Here is a 21,359-nt window from a genome sequence, read left to right on the forward strand (position 1 = left end):
TAATAATTGGTAGACCAAAATTTTGGTTTACCAATTTTAATCGTTACGTTTGTCACAGAAATTAAAACGCTAATCTATGAACAAACTTCTGCATTTTAAAAAAGTCGTATTGGTGCTCTTGTTGTTAGTTGGAGCATTGAACGTTTACTCCCAGCATGTAGTTACTGGTAAGGTGATAGATGAACAAGGTCCGTTAATCGGGGCTTCAGTGACAATTAAAGATGCTGCTGTTCCTACAGGTACTGTGACAGACGCTGAAGGTAAATATTCCATTAAAGTTCCTAACTCAAAGACCATTTTGGTTTATTCGTATATCGGTTACGTTGATAAGGCAGAGGCGGTAGGCAAACGCACCGTTGTCAATGTGACGTTGGAAGAAGATTCGAAGATGCTGGATGATGTGGTGGTAATCGGTTACGGTACACAGGCTAAGTCTCATTTAACGGGTTCGATTTCTAAATTGGAAGGTGAGAAACTGATTAATGCTCCTGTGAGTGATATGACTACTGCTTTGCAAGGTTCTATGAGCGGACTTACCGTTTCTAATGAAACGTCTGAAGTCGGTGTGACACCGTCTATCCGTGTCCGTGGAACAGGTTCCATCTCGGCTGAAAGTGAGCCGTTGGTGATTATTGATGGTTTTCCGGTAGCCGGTGGACTTTCATCTATCAATGCGGCAGATGTGAAGTCTATTGAAATATTGAAAGATGCGGCTTCTGCCGCTATTTATGGGTCACGTGCGGCAAATGGTGTTATCATGGTAACCACCAAAAGCGGTACTCCCGATAAACCGAAATATTCGTTCAAGTTCTATCAGGGATTTAAGTATGCTTATCAGTTGCACGATATGATGACTTCTTCCGAGTGGTTGAATCTGTTGACGCAGGAAGCAGAAATGGGAGGTCCGTCTGTACCGGCGGCAGCTCGTGGCGCTGCTTATCTGGAAAGTCAGATGGGGACTACCGACTGGCAGAAAGAGGGATTGCGCGATATGGCAGGTATTACCAATGTGCAGATGAGCGTTTCCGGTGGACGTAAAGAAACGAAGTACTTTATTTCGGCTGCCTATACCAAAGATGAGGGTGTGATGTTGCAGAACTCATTGGATAAATTGAATTTCCGTACGAAATTGGATGCCAAACTCTCGAATATTGTTAGTGTAGGGGTCAACTTATCCGGGACTTATACCAAAACAGAACGTCCGAAAAATAATTTTATAGATTTCTATCGTACTCCGTCTTTTCTTCCTGTTTATCATAATGATTGGAGTACTGAAATGACAGGGTATTCAGGTTTTGCAAGAGGTAGTCATTTCAATAATATCATGACTCCTACCGGTACACCGGATGCGGAGGGAAATCCGACGCTGGAGAAATCATCTCCTTTCTCGTCAGCCAATAATAATCCCCGTAGTGTGATGGCTAATACTTCTCGTTGGAGTGAGTCCATGCAGGGTTTGGCAAGTATGTATCTGACTATTGATCTTTGTAAAGGGTTGCAATTCAAGACGTCCAATGGTTTGAATGTCCGTTTTAGCCCGTCTTACTATTATGGTAATAAAGACGCGACAAAAGATAAAGAAGAGAGCAGAGCTACTTATTTTAGCACACTCTATGTAGATTTGTTGAGCGAGAATACATTGAATTATCACATTGATTTCGGAAGAAATAATGCTCATAGCATTGATGCTTTGTTGGGTTATACTGTGGAGTCCACTCGCAACCAGCGAGTAGCCATGACTGCAACAGGATTTGCTACTGATGATGTTCATACGCTGAATGCGGCAACTGTTTATTCATTGGCAAGTAAAGGGAATGGGAATACTGATGGTACGGGAACTTTCCGTTATCCGGATGTGGTATTAGAGTCTTATTTGGGACGTATCAATTACAGTTATTTGGGTCGTTATCTCTTGTCTACTTCTTTACGTCTGGACCGTTCTTCCTTGTTCTCGAAAGGAAATCGCAATGCCTGGTTCCCTTCTGTATCGTTGGGCTGGCGTGTGAATGAGGAGAAGTTTATGAAGAATATCGAAGTTATTTCTAATTTGAAACTCCGTGCTTCTTACGGTGTGACGGGAAATAACCGTATCAGTTATGATGCAGCTCTTGAAGTATTGAACAGTGCGAACTATGTGACAGGTACTGGTAATGGACAACTGGTTAATGGTTCGGCAAATATATCTTCTTCGCTTGCTAATCCTCACATTACATGGGAGAAGACAGATGAATTCAACTATGGTCTGGATCTGGGATTCTTCAAGAACCGGATTAATCTTTCGATAGATGCTTATTACTCTGTGACTCGTGCTCTGTTGTTTGAGCAGCCTACACAGTCATTCACCGGATATAGTTATTATTGGAATAATATTGGAAAGGTACGTAATTCGGGTGTGGAAATACAGATCGATACGCACAATATCAAGAATCGTAAGTTTTCATGGGATACAAATATAAATTTCTCCTTGTCGCGCAATAAATTGCTGGAGCTGGGAGGTGAACAACAGGTTATCAATCAGGGGGAAAGAAGCGAGTGTTACATTGCTAAAGTTGGCTCACCGTTGATTCAATTTTATGGATATAAAACGAATGGTGTATGGAATAGCGTGGAGGAAATCAATGCGAATCCTCACTTCTCGAATGACGTACCGGGTGGATTGCGTATCGTAGATACCAACAATGACGGTTCGTTGACTCCTGAAGACCGTGTTCCTTTGGGTAATCCGTATCCGGATTTTACATGGGGAATCACGAACACATTCCAGATTAAGAATTTTGATATTTCGTTCCTGATTCAGGGAGTACAAGGAATTGACGTTTACAATGGTGACGTTTATTACAATGAGACAGTGAAATGGAACAAAGCTTACACCAAGGATCGTTGGGTAAGTGCAGAAAATCCGGGTAACGGAAAAGTACCTTATCTGAAGTTGGGATATGATATCTGTTTGACTGATTATCCTTTGCAGGATGCTTCTTATGCATGTTTGAGAAACTTCACATTGGGATATACATTGCCAAGTACGGCTGCGCGTAAGTTGAAACTGTCGGGTGTACGTTTCTATGTGTCCGGTAGTAACTTGCTCTACATTTGGGGAAGCAGTTATAAGGGTATCAATCCGGAATCCCGCCTGACTTCTTCTCAATACTCAAGCTCTATGATTTCGGGATATCAGCGCGGTGGATTCCCATTGACCAGTACTATCTCCGCAGGTTTTGATATTAACTTTTAATGGAAAGTGAACGATGAAAAAGGTAAATTATATAGGATTACTGTTAGTAACGTTACTGTTTGCATCTTGTGATTTGGACAAGTATCCCTATTCGGAAGTTGCTGCGGATGAATATGTGAAAAATGCTTCTTCAGTGAATAATCTGGTACTTGGTTGCTATAATTCTCTTCATGACGTGATGTATTATGAATGGGCAATGACTGAATTACGTTCGGATAATGGACGTATGTATGCTACTGGTTCTTCCGCCAGCACTACGAAACTGGTTGAACAGCTTGACCAGGGAACTATCGTGGCAGAGCACCAATGGGTGGAAGAGTATTGGAATTCTTGTTATGCAACGATTGCCCGTGTCAATAATGCGATTTCATATCTTGATGTGGTAGAAGATGAAACTACCCGGAATCAATATGAGGGAGAGGTTTTGTTTCTCCGTTCTTTAGAATATTTTAATCTTGTTCGTTTATGGGGTCCTGTGTTTATGGTTACTTCCAAGGTTCCGTCAGATGTAGCCCGTGATATGCAGCGTTCTACGGTAGAAGAGGTTTATGCACTGATTGAGGGTGATCTGGAACGGATTCTTGATAATGGAATGTTGCCTGAACGAATGGCGGATGCAGATATGGGGCGTGCAGACAGAAATGCTGCTAAAGCATTGTTGGCAAAAGTGTATGCGACTCATTATAAATCGGGAGACGCCAAGTATGCCCGTGCCGCACAGTTATGCAAGGAAGTACTTGAAAGTGCTGCCGTAGGTAATCCGCAGACAGGTGCTGATCTGGTAGCATATAATAAGATATTCGACATCACAAATGAGATGAACAAGGAAATCATTTTTGCAGCCCGTTATCTTTCGGGTAATGTAGGACTCGGTTCTCCATTCGGTAATATGTTTGCTCCGGTCAATAATGGTGCAAATGTGATTATAGGAACTTCTTCCGGCTATAATACTCCAAGTGATAATATCATTACTGCCTATACAATGAGAGGCGCAACAGACAAACGCCTGGATGTAAATATTGCCCAGAAGTACTTTAACTCGACTACTCAAGAATGGGTGACTACGGGTAACTGCCGTTATTGCAAGAAGTACACAAATCCTGTGTCTACGCAGTATGATGGTGAGAGTGACTGGCCGATTATCCGTGTAGGCGATATCGCATTGTTGTACGCAGAACTGACGAATGAAATATCGGGTCCGTCTGCTGATAACTTGAAATATCTGAATATGATTTGCGAACGTGCCGGTGTTTCAACTTATACGTTGGCCGATCTTTCTAACCGTTACGACTTCAGAGAAGCCGTACGTAATGAACGAAGACTGGAACTTGCTTTTGAAAACCAGCGTTGGTTCGATATGCTCCGTTGGGGTACGGCTGCTCAAACAGTGAATAATTATTTCAAAAGTGAGACTTTCTATTCGGAATATACCTATGTCGTGAATGATATTGCTGATTGGCAGACATTCCTCCCGATTCCGGTAAGTGTAATCAACATCAATCCGGATATTGCACAGAATACGGGTTATTAATCTCTTAAAATGAATACGAATATGAAACAATATAGAAAATGGAGCCTTGCATCCTTATTTGCATGTGTTATCTTTTGGACCAGTTGTGATTCTATATCCATGAAAGACGTTGTGGTCAGTGCGCCACAAATCGTATCTTTCTCACCGGAGAGTGGAAGCATCGGAAGTGAAATCGTAGTTACCGGAGAGTATCTGGACGATGTGGTCAGTGCGACAATTGGAGGAGAAAAAGTCACGATACTTCAAAAAGTGTCCAATGAGCGTTTATCACTCAAAGTGACCGGTAATGCAAAGAGCGGAAAAATTGTATTAAGTAATTCAGTTGGCGAAGGAGTTTCAGAAGGCAATTTTACCATTGAATATCCGGCTCCCACTATTTCCTCAACGGGAATGCCTACCGAGGTAGAGATGGGTAATAAACTGTTGATTTCAGGTTCCCATATGAACGTAATCAGTGCTGTGCTTTTTACAGCTGAAGGACATACTACTGGAAACGAGGCTAGCATACTTTCGCAGAATGAGGATGAAATCTTAGTGAAGATTCCTTATGTAGAAAGTGATAAAGCTGCTATTACATTCAGATATTTCAATGGTACGTCACAGGTGGAAACTCCGATTGAATCTGCACCACAGATGACCGTGGCACGTTATGAACCGAATGTTACTACTTCTTCTTTTGAACCTGCAAACATAGGAGATATAGTCGTTCTGAATGGTACTTATTTGAATAAGATTGATAAAGTAATATTGGGGACCATTGAATGTAATATTGCTCTTCAAACAGAGAATGAACTGAAATTTGCCGTACCTTCGTCGGAAAACTATGTGGATGGAGATAATACGATGGCATTGAAGATTTCTTATTTTGACGGACGTGAGGTGCATACTCTGACAGATGCATTTGTAGTCAAAGTGCCTTTCGTTTATTTCTGGGAGAACAAGAAAGTATATGCACAAGGCCGTGACGTAGAAGAATTATCTTCATTCTTCTCTCCGGAAACAGGATTGGTGTATGCAAATGCGGATTGGAGAACAAAAGTAGATCCAATATCTTACCAATACAAGGCTGCAACTTGTTCTGCAAATAATAAACCGGCTGTCTCTGAAAGTGAATATAATTCTGTGAATCCTTATTTCTTCTTCTCGGGTGTTAATGCAGGAACATTGCAAATCAATAGCCCCGCGGGTTCTAATGGACAGTTGAAGAATTTTTATATGATAAATAATTCGGCAGATGAGAATAGGGTGCCAGGAATCAATGGAAACTGTTATGGTACTCCGGTATTGACTTTCTTATACTTAGACCCAACTAAGTCCGGTTATAAAGCATTGATAGATGAAGTGAAAAACGGTACGTTGGATAATATTGATGAAACTACCTTCCCGATAGATATTGAAGCTAAAACTTGTCGTGGATTTAGCATTTCGAGCATGAAAACATCAATAAACACAGATGTATGGGCACCTGGTATTTTTGAAGTGGGAAAAGAGCAAAAAGTGAATGTAGGTGCCGTCTTGCTTATATTATATTATAATGTAAATGGTTCGACGTCTAATGTCGCTGATAACGTGAAACGTATTGGATTACTACATATAAAGACGATTGACTTTAAAATGTACAATAACACCAATGCTCCTTCATCCAGTTCCATTGAATTTGATATGTACTGGCAGAAGAAAGACTATGATTACTCAAAAGTTCAATAACCAATGATGACACGAAAGATACATAAAGCGATTATAGCCTCCTTACTTATCGGGCTTCCTTTCACCTCTTTTGCAAAGAGATATGATGTGACACTTCCCGAAGTAGCCTCCTGCCTGAAGGCTGCACAACCGGGTGACCAGATTTATATCAAAGACGGTCAGTATAAAGACATGCAGTTGAAGTGGACAGGTAAGGGAACCGAGAAAGCTCCTATCAAGATAGAAGCCTTGAATCCTGGAAAAGTAAAAATTGAGGGAGGCTCTACTTTGCGGATAGCAGGAGAGTGGATGTCTGTCGGTGGATTACATTTTACAGATGGATACGCTCCCAAAGGTTCTGTGATAGAATTCCGCAACGGACAGGAACTGGCCAATCACTGCCGCCTGACAAATTGTGTGATAGACGGATTCAATCCGTCCCGTCGGGACCAGGCTTACAGCTATATCTTGCTTTATGGTCGTCATAATCGTGTAGATCATTGCTCATTGACAGGAAAACTTAATTTGGGGGTGACATTGATTGTCATCCTCAACGATGAACGTTGTCTGGAAAATCATCATCAGATAGACCATAATTATTTCGGAGAGAGGCCGGTGTACGGTTCGAACGGTGCGGAAACCATGCGTGTGGGGACTTCCCAACAGGCATACAGTTCCTCGAACACAGTAATTGAAAATAACCTGTTCGAACGCTGTTCCGGCGAAGTGGAAGTAATCTCTATAAAATCCAGCGATAATGTGATTCGGAACAATATCTTGCTGGAATGTGAGGGAGTAGTAGCACTGCGACACGGTGACCGTAACACGGTTAATAATAACCTGTTTATTGGCAACGGACTCCGTAACACAGGCGGTATTCGCGTAGTCAATGCCGGGCATCAGATTTATGACAATACCTTGGTCGGTCTGGCAGGAACCCGTTTCTTCTCTGCTTTGGGAGTGATGGATGCCGTACCTAATTCGTTGCCTAACCGTTATTGCCAGGTAGTTGACGTGAAGATGTACCGTAATACTTTCGTAGACTGTACGAATATCGAATTCGGCACAGGCAAAGACATGGAACGTACCCTTGCACCGGACAATGTGAGCTTTACGGATAATATCATAATAAATAAGGAACTGTCTCAACCTTACATAGCCGTTGATGATGTATCAGGTATTCAGTTCAAAGGCAATAAAGTGCAACTGGCAAAGAACTATTCGGCTCCGGGATTTACTACGGAGAAACTAAAGGTTCCCCAGTTGCCGGATCAGGTCGCAATACGTAAGGATAAAGGTGCTTCCTGGTTTGAAAACCGGGTAGCGCAACCATCTGCAAAGACTCATAAGGAATACAACGCAGCTCCGGGAACTGATCTTTCTGAAATCATTCGTTCAGCAGAACCGGGTGGGATTATTGTTCTGGTTGAGGGTACCTATCCTATCCAAAGCGCCATGTTCATCGATAAACCGCTGACAATTCGCGCTGCCAACGCAGCCAATAAACCATTGGTTCGTTTCAACGGAGAGAAACCGGATAACATGGTAACCATCGCCGACGGTGGTGAACTGATTATTGAGAATATCGCATTTGACGGAGTGCTGGAACCCGGTAAAGCCTTGGCTAAAGCGGGAATTTCTACAGCCACCGATATGATACAACCTTATACACTGACAGTAGACGGTTGCGAATTTCAGAACTTCGGAGAGGGCGGCTTCTTTGCCATCAAAGGAACGAAAGCCACTTTCGCCAAGAGTGTGACAATCAAAAACTGCTTTTTCCGCGACTTATCCGGAGATGCCATCAACTATGCCGCCGAGAAAGACGATATCGGTCGTTACAATGCGGATGATATGCTGATTGAAAACTGTTCTTTCTATCGTTTGCTGGGGTTACCTATCAATATTTATCGTGGAGGAAGTGATGAAAGTACGGCTGGCCCTTATATCACTATCAGACATTGTAACTTCGCAGACTGTTGTAACAAAGAGCGTGGAAGCGTGATGCGCCTGATTGGTCCACAAGTACTGACAGTAGAGAATTGTAATTTTGACAACAGCGGACGCGGAGGAGCAACCATCCGTTTGGATGAGGCCACTTGGGAAAAAGTTCGCATAGCCAACTGTAACCTGTGGAACTCCGGCAGAATGGTAACTACCACTTCCCAAGCTATACAAGGAAAAATGTATAATATCCGTCCCGCATATATCAATGCCGACGCATACAATTATACTCCAGTGCCGGGCAGCGAATTGGAAAAACTCTCTATTGGTTTGAAAAAGAATTCGCTTCCGCAATAACCGTAACCGTAAGTGGAACAAGAAAATAATGATTAGATGAGAAAACTTATTATTTGTATATTCATGGTCTTGGGAGGATGTCTCCTTTCGTTTGCCCAACATCCGTCTCTTCTTTTCACACAGGAAGAAGTGAACGAGATGAGGGAAGGAAAGGGAACCGTACCTGCATTCGATAAAACGCTCTCGGAAGTATTGAGCGCAGCCGACGCAGCGTTGAATTCTCCTATCTCCGTTCCCGTTCCGACAGATGGCGGTGGCGGGGTGGTACACGAACAGCATAAGTCGAACTATTATGCCATGTTCCATTGCGGAGTTGCCTATCAGCTGACCGGTGACAAGAAATACGCCCGTTACGTAGCAGATATGCTGGAAGCCTATGCAAAGCTCTATCCTACACTGAGTTTCCATCCCGTATCACTTTCCCCTGTTCCCGGACGCCTGTTCTGGCAGACACTGAATGAAAGTGTATGGCTGGTACATACAGCAGTAGCATACGATTGCATCTATCATACACTCTCGGCCAAGCAGCGCACCACCATCGAAAAGAATCTGTTTGCCCCAATGGCGGACTTCATCATGGATGGTATGGGCGATAACCATGCAAACAATAAGACTTTCAACAAGATGCATAATCATGCCACCTGGGCTACGGCTGCCGTAGGTATGATTGGTTTCGCCATGAATCGTGAAGATTACGTGAAGAAAGCCCTTTATGGCTCCGACGAAACAGGCAAACACGGAGGATTCATCCGTCAAATGGATTATCTATTCTCTCCCGATGGCTATTTCACAGAGGGGGCCTACTATCAACGTTATGCCATCTGGCCTTTCGTCATCTTCGCCCAATGCATTGAAAACAAATTGCCGGAGCTGAAAATCTTCAGCTATCGCGACAGCATACTCTCAAAAGCACTTTCCACGTTAATACAGCTATCTTATGAGGGAGAATTCTTCCACATCAACGATGCCCTGCTGAAAGGACTTTCCGCACAGGAACTGGTTTACGCTGCAGATATTCTATACAATGTCCATCCGTCGGATAAATCATTGCTCTCCGTAGCGAACGAATACCAGCATACTTATCTGCCTACAATCGGCGGTTTCCGGGTAGCTCGTGATATTGCCCGTGGCGAAGCTGCTCCAATCGTATATCGCAGCAGCGTGTTCCGCGACGGACGCAAAGGAGACGAGGGAGGCATTGCCGTGATTCGCTCGACAGACCCTAAACTGAATAGTGCCCTGACCCTGAAAGCCACTTCTCATGGCCTTAGCCACGGACATTACGATAAACTCACAATGGCCTATTACGATAATGGAAACGAGATTCTGACAGATTACGGAGCTTCCCGTTTTCTCAATATCGAAGCCAAGAATAAGGGACATTACACACGTGAGAACGAATCGTTTGCCAAACAGACCATTGCACACAACACACTGGTGGTCGATGAAACGTCTAATTTCGGTGGCGATATAAAAGTGTCTTCCCGTTATCATTCGGACATCATTTACAGTGATTTCAACGGAGATCATTTCCAAGTGATGGTAGCCAAAGAAACCAATGCATATTCTGGAGTGGAAATGAAACGTACATTAGTGTATGTGACTACTCCTTTCCTGCAATTCCCGCTGATACTGGACGTGTTGCAGGCTAACTCCGACAAGGAACACCAATACGACTATCCGCTATGGTATAACGGGCACTTCGTTTCTTTGAATTTCCCATATACCAAAGCAAGCAACGGATTGCAAACCCTCGGAACAAAGAACGGTTATCAGCATCTGTGGCTGGAAGCCTGGGGACAGAATGAGAAAACGAACACCTCCAGTTTCACTTTTGTCAAGGACAACCGCCTCTATACCATTAGTGCGGCCACCACTCCCCAGACAGAGCTAAAGATGCTTCGCCTGGGAGCCAATGATCCGGATTTCAATTTGCGAAACGAGACAGCGTTTCTAATCAGAGAAAAAGAACAGAAGAATCACACGTTTGCTACTTCCATCGAAACGCATGGAGATTATGACGTAGTGATGGAGACTTCCAACAATCTGACATCCTCCTGCGAGGAAGTGAAAGTGGTGATGGATACGGCCGAATACACCGTTATCAAAGCTATATATAAAGGTGGACATTCCGTAACACTCTGTCTGGCCAACGCAGAAGAAAGCAAAGAGAATAAACATCACTTGTCCGTCGAAGGAAAGAATTACGACTGGAACGGTCGTTGCGGAGTTTTTGCCAAATGAGAACAAACCATTAATAGATAGAAAGTATGAAAACATGTAGTGAAACTTTTCAGTTTGAGAAAGATTTGAAGTGGGAAAACCCCGCTCCGGGTGTCAATCGTCAGATTATGGCGTATGACGGACAGTTGATGATGGTCAAAGTGAAATTTGATAAAGGTGCGGTAGGAACCATGCACGAGCATTATCACAGCCAGGCCACTTACGTGGTGAGCGGCAAATTCGAACTCACCATCGGCGATAAGAAAGAAATTCTTTCTGCCGGAGATGGTTATTACGTAGCACCGGATGAATGGCACGGATGCGTTTGCCTGGAAGCTGGTATTCTGATTGATACTTTTAGTCCCGTGCGTGCAGACTTCTTAAACCTCTAGGCGCATGAAAGTAAAAGGACTTAGATGGGTGGTTATCGGATTAATCATGTTGATAACCATCATCAATTATCTGGATAGAGGCACGCTCAACTATATGTGGGTGGCTAATATCGACTATCGTCTTCTGCCCGAGGCAGAGGCGTTGAGCGATAAAGGCAACCACGCCGCATTGGTGGGCGACCAGTATATCCTGACAGCCGCCAACGGAAACCGCGATTCGGTCAGCGTAGCCAATGTGCAGATGAAAGAGAAGAACGGAGTCACCTTTGTCACCAATCGCGAGGGTATCGCCATCGACCTCGGTCTGATAGACCGTAACGATCCCGATGCGTCGCAGAAAGCGAAAGACATTCTCGGCCTGATTACGATTTTCTTTATGATTGCATACGGCATCAGCCAACTTGTCTCCGGCAAGTTGTACGATAAAATCGGATGCCGGAAAGGTTTCTTCTGGAGTGTGCTGGTATGGGGAGCGGCGGATGCGCTGGCCTCTCTTTCCAGAGGAATCTTCTCACTGACCTTTTTCCGGATGATGTTGGGCTTGGGTGAAGCCGGCCCATGGCCGGGCACTACGAAAAGTAATGCCGAATGGTTCCCGCAGAAAGAGCGTGCTTTTGCACAGGGATTGTTTGGAGCGGCAGCTTCCATCGGTTCCATTCTTGCTCCGATTATCATTCTGATGCTGTTCATCGCCTTTGGCTGGAAACTGACTTTCATTGTAGTCGGTGGATTGGGATTGATTTGGCTGATTCCCTGGTTGATAATCAATAAGGCAACTCCGAAAGAGCATCCCTGGATTACGGAAGAAGAGCGTACTTATATTCTAAGCGGTCAGCCCGAAAAGGAGATAAAGACAGAAGATAAAGGAAAGAGCTGGGGCGAACTGTTGCGTGTGAAAAAGAACTGGTCTGTCATTCTCGGCCGATTCTTCCTCGACCCTATCTGGTGGATGTTTGTAACCTTCCTGCCGCTTTATCTTGCCGACGTATTCCATCTGAATATAAAAGAGGTGGCGTTCTCTGCCTGGGTGCCTTATGTGGGCGCGGCTTTGGGAAGTGTTGCCGGGGGCTGGTATTCCGGTTGGCTGATAAACCGTGGAAAGACTGTGAACTATGCCCGCAAAGCAGCCATGCTGATTGGTGGATTTATAATTATTCCGTCCATTCTGGCAGCTATCATGTCTACCACGGCTCCGGTTGCCATTCTCTTTATGGCACTGGTATTGGGAGGCTTCCAGTTCTTCATGACGAACTTGCAGACCATTCCGAGCGATTTGCATAGCGGCAAGTCCGTAGGTTCTCTAGCAGGTCTGGGAGGTGCTTCGGCCGTGTTGGGTACAATTCTGGCTATTCTTTTTGCCAGCTATATTACAAACTGGATTTTATTATTCAGCCTGTTGGGAGCTTTGGTACCACTATCGTTGTGCTCCATCTTCCTGACAGTAGGAGAGATTAAACAAATCAATAAATAAACGTATTTTAAAAAAGACAATTATGAAATTAGAAGGAAAAGTTGCTATTGTAACTGGTGGTGCACGTGACCTGGGTCGCGCAATATCTGTAAAATTAGCCGCAGAAGGCGCTAAAGTTTGTTTGAACTATTTTGATAATGAAGCCGATGCACAGGAAACACTGGCATTGATTAAAAACGTGGGTGGTGAAGCAATCGCTGTTCAGGGTGATATGACGAAAGCTGCTGCGGTGAAGAATCTTTTTGCAGAGTGCAACAAGGCTTTTGGCGACAAGGTAGATGTATTGGTAAATGTAGTAGGCGGAATCGTAGGCCGTAAGAAAATCACCGAACAGGATGAAGACTGGTATGACTTCCTGATGGATGTCAATATGCGTTCCGTATTCCTTTGTACCCGTGAGGTAGTTCCGATGATGCCGGAGGGTGGTTCTATCGTAAACTTCTCTTCATTGGCTGCCCGCGACGGCGGTGGCAACGGAGCTTCCATGTATGCAACTGCCAAAGGTGCCGTAATGACATTCACTCGCTCTATGGCCAAAGAACTCGGTCCTCAAGGAATCCGCTGCAACGCTATCTGTCCGGGTACGATTGCTACTTCGTTCCACGACCGCTTCAATACACCGGAGAATCGTGAACGTATGAAAGGCTCTTACGCATTGCGTCGTGAGGGAACTGCTGATGAAGTTGCCGAACTGGTTTGCTTCCTGGCTTGCTCCGAATCTTCTTACCTGACAGGTACGAATATTGATATTAACGGTGGTTGTTTCTTCTCTTAAAGAAGAATCACCGAATCTGGAGCTAGTATAAGTAGTAAAGATTTAGCAATCAAGTAGTGAGTAGTTAAGTAGCAAATATTTTATACTCAACTACTTACTGCTTGGTTGCTTATTTCCTGATTACCTGCTTTTTGCTAACTTACCTCTTACTTGCTTCACTATTAATCTTACCATTACACATCTTATTTTAACCACTCATCTCCACTACTCTAAAAGAATACATTTATGAGACGAATCTTTGCTATATGGGCTCTATGCCTTTGTTGGGGAGTACTGAACGCGGCACCGTTGGGACCGTTTAATGCGACATTGCTCGAGAAGCTGAAGACCGATTATCAGAAAGGCGATAAAGAGGTGACCCAGTACATCGAATTACAGGAAAAGGCGGCAGAGAAATATATAAAGATGTCTCCTCTGTCGGTAACAGCTAAAAAGAAATTACCTCCCAGCAAGGACCCCCGGGATTATATGACTCTATCCCCATACTGGTGGCCGGACTCCACGAAGACAGATGGGCTTCCCTATATCCGTAAGGATGGCGAACGCAACCCGGAAGTTTATGAATACCCTGAACGTGAGAATGCCAACCGTTTTGGCGACGCTGCCTACTGTTTGGGCGTACTCTATTACATCACCGGAAAAGAAGTCTACGCCAAAGCCTGTGCCGATCATTTACGAACATGGTTTACCGACCCGAAATTGGGTATGAACCCCAATATGACTTATGCACAATCCGTTCCGGGAATGAAAAATATGCGTGGTTCGGGCTTCATTGACTCCCGTCGTTTCAGTCGTGCACTGGGAGTTGCCAAATTGATAGAAAGCTCGAAAAGCTGGACTGCCTCGGACAAGAAAAAGCTCGATGACTGGGCTACCGCTTTCTGTTATTGGATGGAGAACAGCACACAGGGACAAAGAGAATCTCATGCTGCCAACAATCATGGCCTGTGGTACGAAGCCATTCACCTGATGGTACTCGCCTATCTGGACCGCACCGACCGCATCCGTGAAGTAGCCGAGCAAAGCATCCTCCCCAAAATGGGTGCACAGATTGCCGATGACGGCTCACTACCCCAAGAACTGGAACGGACGCTCTCCTTGCATTATTCAACTTTCGCTCTCGAAGCTCTGATGGAAGCCAATCAGATTACCAGCCAGATAGGTATCAACTTGTGGAATACTCCGGCCGCCAACGGCAAAGTGGCTTCGCAGGCAGTAGACTACCTGTATCCTTATTATATGAATCCCGAAAGCTGGAAGTTCAAGCAGATTAAACCATTCGACCAGTCGCGTGCCGCCATTCTTCTTTATGAAGCGGGAACGGCATTGGGCAATCAGAAGTACATAGATACGGCAAAGCGCATCGGACTGAAATACAGTACGTCGGATGTAGAAACGATACCATATCTAATTTTAAAGAAGAAATAAGATTATCCCACCTAATGAAGTGATATCATGAAATTGAAACTGATTTTATGTTTGTGTATGCTGCCGCTTTTTTGCCTTGCCCAGGAAGCGCAACCGCAGCAATTTTCCAATCGCTATGGCATGAAGATGACGCAGAATGAGGACGGCTCCTATGCGCTGCTGTATGCAAAGAAATATGCGAAGTTTATCGATGTGAATACCATTCCCGATGTGATGGTGCCTTATACCTATCAGCCGGACCGCCTGAAAAGCAAGGACTATAAGGGAGTGACTACCAAAGACATTGTATATAAGAAACATAAGGATTATGAATTGATACTCACAGTAGACTTTGCGGAGACTGACAAGCCCGCTCCGTTCGTGGTCTACATCCACGGAGGTGGATGGGCACGTGGAGATAATGGTTCGTCCAGATCTCTGTCTCAATACCTGGCAAAGCAAAAGGGTATTACAGGTGTACGTGTCTCTTATACACTGGCACCGCAATCCGACGCAACCGTGAAAGTCTCCATTCAAGATATTCTGGATGCTGTGAAATACGTGCAGGAGCATGCTGCCGAATTGAATGTAAATCCTGCTTGTGTCGGCTTCCTGGGCACTTCTGCAGGTGCACACCTGGCGGCAGTTGCTGCCATGACTGTTCCCGGAACGAAAGCACTTGTCGGCTATTCCGGTATCTATGATCTGGAAAAGGCTGCCATCACCATGAAGACAAAAGATGCTCAACGCATCGCTTATTTCTGTGACCGGAACCCGAAAGTCCTGCGCGAAGCATCTCCTATTAATCTCATTCCAAAGAAGAACGTCCCTGCTTCCATGCTGATATGTGGCACGTGTGATGTGACGGTAGAGTGTGAGCAAAGTGAAATGTTTGCATCGGCACTAAAGAAAAAAGGAGGCGTCTGCAACCTGCTGACATATAAGTATTATGACCACAACGTAAGTTCAAAGACTTCTGATAAGATGGAAGAGATTTTCTTCAAGTCTGTCGATTTCCTGACTACCTATATGAAATAAACGTATGAAAACAGGAATCTTATTCTTAGCCCTCTTTGCCTTTATTGCCTGCTCCAATAGTTCATCCGAAGTGATAGACGACAAGGAACAGCCGAAGCCTGGACAACCGGAACAGCAAGTGGACGGTTCATTAATAGCCGATGGCAACAGCGCGAAAACGTACGACTTGATAAAGCGATCGGGCTACAACCACGAGGCTCCCGATTCTTCGCGCGAGCATAAAACGGAGCATTTCCAGCATATTCAGCAGGTGCGTGACAATCAGTTGAACAAATATGTATTCGCATTTTTTATTCATGCTACGATAGACGACGACCGCAGTCTGCCGAATATCACAGACCGTCAGCGGAATGAAATAAAAACAGATAATAAATCTCCGCAAAGCCTTGTTGGCCAGCAAGGAGAGACAATGGTGTTCCGTTGGAAATTCTGTTTGCCGGCAGGATTTCGTACAACTACCAAATTCTCCCATCTTCACCAGTTGAAAGGTATCGACAACGCATCCGGTACGGCAGACGTTAGCTCTCCGCTCATCACACTGACTGCCTATTCGAATAGTAAGGGCGGACAACAGTTACGTGTGCGCTATGACAAGCGTGGCGAGAGTACTACGACTATTGCCAGCACGGATTTGGCCGACTTCCTCGGTAACTGGGTAGAGGTGGAAGAGAAAGCCCGTTTCGGTGAGGATGGTTCTTATGAAGTAACCATCACGCGCGTGAAAGACGGGAGAGTTCTCTTGAAACTCGATCCCCAAAAGATGGATATGTGGCGCACCGATTGTACGGGACTTCGCCCCAAATGGGGTATCTACCGCTATTTGGGCGAGAACCGTAGCTGGCAAGACCAGTTGCGCGATGAAGAAATCCGTTTTGCCGATTTCTCCATCAAGAAACTTTAGAGAGGGACTTTGTTGTCTATAATGGTGGATCTCCTGTCTGGAAATGTGTTTTCGGGTACATATTCGGGCGGGAGATTGTCGTATTGTGTCCCTGGTGAAAATGTCCTTTCAAGAAAGTTATATAGTAAGTATATCTTCTTAAAAAGACATGCTCTAGTTGATAAATTCGTAGCCTTTGAGCTGGTATCTCTTAATCTTGTAGCCTTTTGTTCTTGTAAGTTTGACCTTTCCCTTAGCTGCATTCAACGTAACCTGATTGAATTGCCCTTTCTGGAAATCATAGCTTACACCATCATCTTCGAAAAGTTGGCAAGTAGCGGTGGGAGTGCCGTATATTTTGCAGTTCAGGTTGAATACGGTCTGCGTATTTATATAAGGAATAGGCTCGGCAAGAGGCAATAACGTTCCTTGACGTACGTAGAGTGGTAATTGATTAAGTTCGGTCGTTATCTCATATTCACGGTTACCTTCGTACTTTTCATTGGTGTTGAAGTTATACCAGACTCCTTCCGGGAAGTAAACTTTCCGTGATTTCTTATTCTCGTATAGGGGAGCAGCCATCATTCCGTTGCCAATCATGTATTGATCGCTGATGGTGCGCAGACGTTCATCCTTGGGATCATCCATCAGCAGCGGGCGAAAAGGAGGTATTCCCTCTTGCTGGTATGTGCGGAAAGCTGTATAAAGGTAAGGTATCAGTTCCATGCGAAGGTTAATCAGCGTGCGGGCATACTCTTCGTATTGTTTTGCTTCCGGCAGAAACTCTCCTCGCTCATTCTTTCCGCGGTCAAATTGTAGCCAGGGGGCATATTGCAGGTACCATGCGTTAACCATAGCTTGTGGGGAGAGAATCACAGTCTGCAGGCGATGGAAAAAATCCTCGGCAGAGTGAGCTTCGCGTACTTCGGGACACCACAACAATCCGCCGAATGCAGAGTTGCAGAGCGCCTGGATGTATTCTTTGGGATCGTATGTATCACTGTAGAGCACGGCGCTACGTGGAGACATAAACATACCGGATGAACGGTAATCTTGGTAAGCGCGGGTGTTTTTGGCACGGTAGATGCTGTCCATAGCGTTTACATAGAGAGAGCCGAATATCTGGTGCATCTTTTCACCGTCAATGCCCGAAGGAAATTGAGTCAAGTCTGGGAAACACCAGGTGGCAGAGGCGAATGAAATATTCGAGTTGTCACATTCGTCCAGTTTGAATCCGGAGATACCTTCATCTATCAGTGTACGGTGATAGCCGGTAAATATCTTGTGTGCTTCCGGTTTGATAAAGTCGGGTACAAGTCCATTCCATACAAGGAAGTCGCCAGAGTAAGGTTCAAGTTCTTTCCGGATAGGAGAAGTAGGGTGCACGTAAGCGTGTTCCCATAGATTGACCTTGTAGCCTTTCTCTTGGAGCCGGGTTAGCATTTCTTTGTGTTGTGGGAATCGTTCTTTGTTCCAGATGTAAGAACAGGAGTAAGTAGCTGTTTGCCATCCCGGTTCGAGTCCTAATACGTCACATGGAATATTGTTGTTACGGAAGTAATTGGCAAAACGCATGACAGAGTCTTGTGTGGCGTCTCCTTTCACACGGTATTTGAATCCGAGTCCCCACATCGGAGGGAGGCATCCCCCACCGGAAAGAAGATTGTATCTCTTCACCACATCCAGCAATTCCGGTCCGGTGATGATGAATACTTCGATACCTTTTGCACCGGGGACGTCGATAAAGACTTTGTCTCCGTTGCTTCTGTTCTTATACAGGTCTTCCGTAGTGGTGGAGATAGGTTTGCGGACCTCCGTGCTCTGCATGCTTTGTCGGGTTTTCTGGTTGGAACCACATAAGAATGTAGTGTAACGTGCTGTGTTGACGAGGATACCATAACCTTTGGTGGAGACATAGAATGTCTGCGGGGCATGTGTATATCCGAGTCCGTTCAAAGGATTATCGTTCACTATCGGGCATTTGCGTAAACCGCGCTGGCCGAAGGTTTCGAATTGAAGTCCGAAGCCATAGATTTGTTCATAGTCTTCCAGGGGGACTTCTATCAGGCATCCCCGGTCGGTTATCTTTATTTGTACTTCTTCGGTGTCGAAAGGCAACTTGGCTGTAGGAAGTGACTTCATTGCCTCAATGATGGGCTTTCCACCGAACAACGAATAGGGGGTGAAGGTATCGATCTCCCCCTTTTCCAGTTTGATAACTCCCGGAGCAATCTCTTTTTGAGCAAATACTTGCGCGGTGGACAAGAGTCCTGTTGTAAGTAGAAAAAGGTAAATTAATAGTTTATTCATAGTCGTTGATCTATTATGATTTTATTTATATAAGACTTTTTATGTCGTTCTTTCCACTAAGTAAGGTTATAAACATAAATAAAAATTGTGAGATTTTTACGCTCTTACTCTTTTAAATCTTTTCTTTTCTATTCTTGTCAGAATTTTGTAATATTGCATTTTATTAGAACCATGACTATTCATAACTGAAATAAATAAAAAACATGAAAAAGAATTGTCTTCTTCTTCTCTTTTTGCTTTGTGTTTGTGTTGTTCAGGCACAGACTGTTTATCGTACAGACAAGGATATATCTTATGTATCCGGTTCCGAAATAGATACTTATCGTTTGGAACGTTGTAAACTGGATATCTATTATCCCGAAAAAAAGAAGGGTTTCTCAACGATCGTATGGTTCCACGGTGGTGGCATGGAAGGTGGGAATAAATTTATTCCTAAAGAATTTACGGAACAGGGGTTTGCCGTAGTGGCGGTAAATTATCGTTTGAGTCCGAAGGCGAAAAATCCGACTTATATTGAAGATGCGGCTGAAGCTGTGGCATGGGTTTTCAAGAACATCGAGAAGTACGGTGGACGTAAGGATCGCATTTTTGTTTCCGGTCATTCTGCGGGAGGTTATCTTTCGTTGATTCTGGCAATGGATAAAAAGTATATGGCAACATACGGAGCAGATGCTGATAGCGTAGCTGCTTATCTTCCGGTCAGTGGTCAGACAGTAACCCATTTCACAATTCGCAAGGAACGTGGTTTGCCCGACGGTATTCCGGTGGTTGATGAATATGCTCCAGTAAATAAGGCCCGCAAGGAAACAGCCCCTCTTGTATTGATAACGGGTGACAAGCATCTGGAGATGGCGGCAAGATATGAAGAAAATGCACTGTTGGAAGCAGTCTTGAAAAGCATAGGCAATAAGAAAGTCGTTTTGTATGAGATGCAGGGATTCGACCATGGTCAGGTACTCGGCCCGGCATGTTATCTGATTGTAGATTATGTGAAGAGATTCAAATAATATACGAGCGGATTTCTTGGCGTAGTATCTGGATCGAAAGTCAGACAGATGTGGTATGAAATTACCACATCTGTGGTATTTCCTCTGAACAGAATCTGCACTATCTTTGTCATATCTTAAAACAAGAAAATTTAAAAACAGATATATATGGAAAAGATTGCAAAGAAATTGACGGATCTAGTAGGTAATACTCCGTTATTGGAACTTAGTAACTATAATAAAAACAATGATTTGAAAGCCCGTCTGATTGTAAAGATTGAATCTTTTAATCCTGCGGGAAGTGTTAAGGACCGTATCGCATTGGCTATGATTGAGGATGCCGAAACGAAAGGTGTCTTACAACCCGGAGCAACGATCATTGAACCGACTAGCGGCAATACCGGTGTGGGATTGGCTTTTGTTTCAGCAGCGAAAGGCTATAAACTGATTCTGACGATGCCTGATACAATGAGCATTGAGCGACGTAATCTTCTGAAAGCCTTAGGAGCAGAATTAGTGCTGACTCCTGGTGCGGATGGTATGAAAGGGGCAATTGCCAAAGCGGAAGATTTAAAAGGTGTAACTCCGGGAGCTGTCATCTTACAACAATTTGAGAATCCTGCTAACCCCGCCATGCATTTACGAACTACCGGTCTGGAAATATGGAGAGATACCGAGGGGAAAGTCGATATCTTTGTAGCCGGTGTAGGTACTGGCGGGACAGTTAGCGGTGTAGGTGAGGCATTGAAGATGCGTGATCCGAGTATAAAGATAGTGGCAGTGGAACCATCTGATTCTCCTGTACTGTCGGGAGGAAAACCTGGTCCTCATAAGATTCAGGGAATCGGTGCGGGATTTATTCCTAAAACGTACAAAGCTTCTGTCGTAGATGAAATTATTCAGGTGCAGAATGACGATGCTATTCGTACGAGTCGTGAACTGGCCAAACAAGAAGGTTTATTGGTAGGTATATCTTCAGGAGCAGCTGTATATGCCGCTACGGAACTGGCGAAACGACCGGAAAATGCAGGGAAGATGATCGTTGCTCTGCTTCCTGATACTGGAGAACGTTATCTGTCTACCATTTTGTATGCTTTTGAGGAATATCCTTTGTAAAAAAGAAAAAA

14 protein-coding genes are annotated in these 21,359 nt (G+C 44.4%); 13 read left to right on the forward strand and 1 reads right to left on the reverse strand.

All coding sequences use genetic code 11. The features are described 5' to 3' along the window. Positions 1-76: 76 nt before the first annotated feature. From NQ505_RS05530 to NQ505_RS05580, 11 genes are all read left to right on the forward strand, one after another. Positions 77-3,232 (forward strand): SusC/RagA family TonB-linked outer membrane protein, encoded by a 3,156-nt coding sequence (locus NQ505_RS05530; protein WP_004324074.1) that lies wholly within the window; start codon positions 77-79, stop codon positions 3,230-3,232. Between the two features lie 13 nt (positions 3,233-3,245). Beyond that, on the forward strand, positions 3,246-4,763 hold the full coding sequence (locus NQ505_RS05535) for a RagB/SusD family nutrient uptake outer membrane protein (protein WP_009001244.1): 1,518 nt from the start codon (positions 3,246-3,248) through the stop codon (positions 4,761-4,763). A gap of 21 nt (positions 4,764-4,784) precedes the next feature. Further along, positions 4,785-6,470 carry an IPT/TIG domain-containing protein gene (locus NQ505_RS05540; RefSeq protein WP_009001243.1) on the forward strand — a complete coding sequence of 562 codons (1,686 nt, stop codon included), beginning with the start codon at positions 4,785-4,787 and terminating at the stop codon, positions 6,468-6,470. 3 nt (positions 6,471-6,473) lie between these two features. Next, on the forward strand, positions 6,474-8,750 hold the full coding sequence (locus NQ505_RS05545; protein WP_032854054.1) for a chondroitinase-B domain-containing protein: 2,277 nt from the start codon (positions 6,474-6,476) through the stop codon (positions 8,748-8,750). 36 nt (positions 8,751-8,786) lie between these two features. Continuing rightward, positions 8,787-10,994, forward strand: a complete 2,208-nt coding sequence (locus NQ505_RS05550) for a heparinase II/III family protein (protein WP_009001241.1) — start codon at positions 8,787-8,789, stop codon at positions 10,992-10,994. Between the two features lie 26 nt (positions 10,995-11,020). Beyond that, the gene (locus tag NQ505_RS05555; RefSeq protein ID WP_004324069.1) at positions 11,021-11,365 is read left to right on the forward strand and encodes a cupin domain-containing protein; all 345 of its coding nucleotides are present in this window, start codon (positions 11,021-11,023) and stop codon (positions 11,363-11,365) included. A gap of 4 nt (positions 11,366-11,369) precedes the next feature. Beyond that, positions 11,370-12,836, forward strand: coding sequence for an MFS transporter (locus NQ505_RS05560; RefSeq protein WP_004324068.1), 1,467 nt, complete (start codon positions 11,370-11,372; stop codon positions 12,834-12,836). Between the two features lie 22 nt (positions 12,837-12,858). Next, a complete protein-coding gene (locus NQ505_RS05565; protein ID WP_004324067.1) occupies positions 12,859-13,611 on the forward strand; it encodes an SDR family NAD(P)-dependent oxidoreductase in 753 nt (250 codons plus the stop codon). A gap of 225 nt (positions 13,612-13,836) precedes the next feature. Beyond that, entirely contained in the window at positions 13,837-15,039 is a 1,203-nt protein-coding gene (locus NQ505_RS05570; protein ID WP_009001240.1) for an alginate lyase family protein, read from the forward strand. A gap of 27 nt (positions 15,040-15,066) precedes the next feature. Next, on the forward strand, positions 15,067-16,056 hold the full coding sequence (locus tag NQ505_RS05575; RefSeq protein ID WP_009001239.1) for an alpha/beta hydrolase: 990 nt from the start codon (positions 15,067-15,069) through the stop codon (positions 16,054-16,056). A 4-nt stretch (positions 16,057-16,060) separates the two neighbouring features. Next, complete coding sequence (locus tag NQ505_RS05580) at positions 16,061-16,957, forward strand: heparin lyase I family protein (RefSeq protein WP_009001238.1); 897 nt, start codon at positions 16,061-16,063, stop codon at positions 16,955-16,957. A gap of 153 nt (positions 16,958-17,110) precedes the next feature. Here NQ505_RS05580 and NQ505_RS05585 read toward each other — a convergent pair whose 3' ends face one another. Then, entirely contained in the window at positions 17,111-19,246 is a 2,136-nt protein-coding gene (locus NQ505_RS05585; protein WP_009001237.1) for a TIM-barrel domain-containing protein, read from the reverse strand. A gap of 203 nt (positions 19,247-19,449) precedes the next feature. On the opposite strand from NQ505_RS05585, the gene NQ505_RS05590 reads away from it, so the two are divergent. Together NQ505_RS05590 and cysK are read left to right on the forward strand one after the other, a co-directional pair. Next, positions 19,450-20,253 (forward strand): alpha/beta hydrolase, encoded by an 804-nt coding sequence (locus tag NQ505_RS05590; RefSeq protein ID WP_009001236.1) that lies wholly within the window; start codon positions 19,450-19,452, stop codon positions 20,251-20,253. 147 nt (positions 20,254-20,400) lie between these two features. Next, entirely contained in the window at positions 20,401-21,348 is a 948-nt protein-coding gene (gene cysK / locus NQ505_RS05595) for a cysteine synthase A (protein WP_009001235.1), read from the forward strand. Positions 21,349-21,359 lie beyond the last annotated feature (11 nt).

It is taken from the genome of Bacteroides sp. D2 (assembly GCF_025147085.1).
GTDB lineage: Bacteria > Bacteroidota > Bacteroidia > Bacteroidales > Bacteroidaceae > Bacteroides.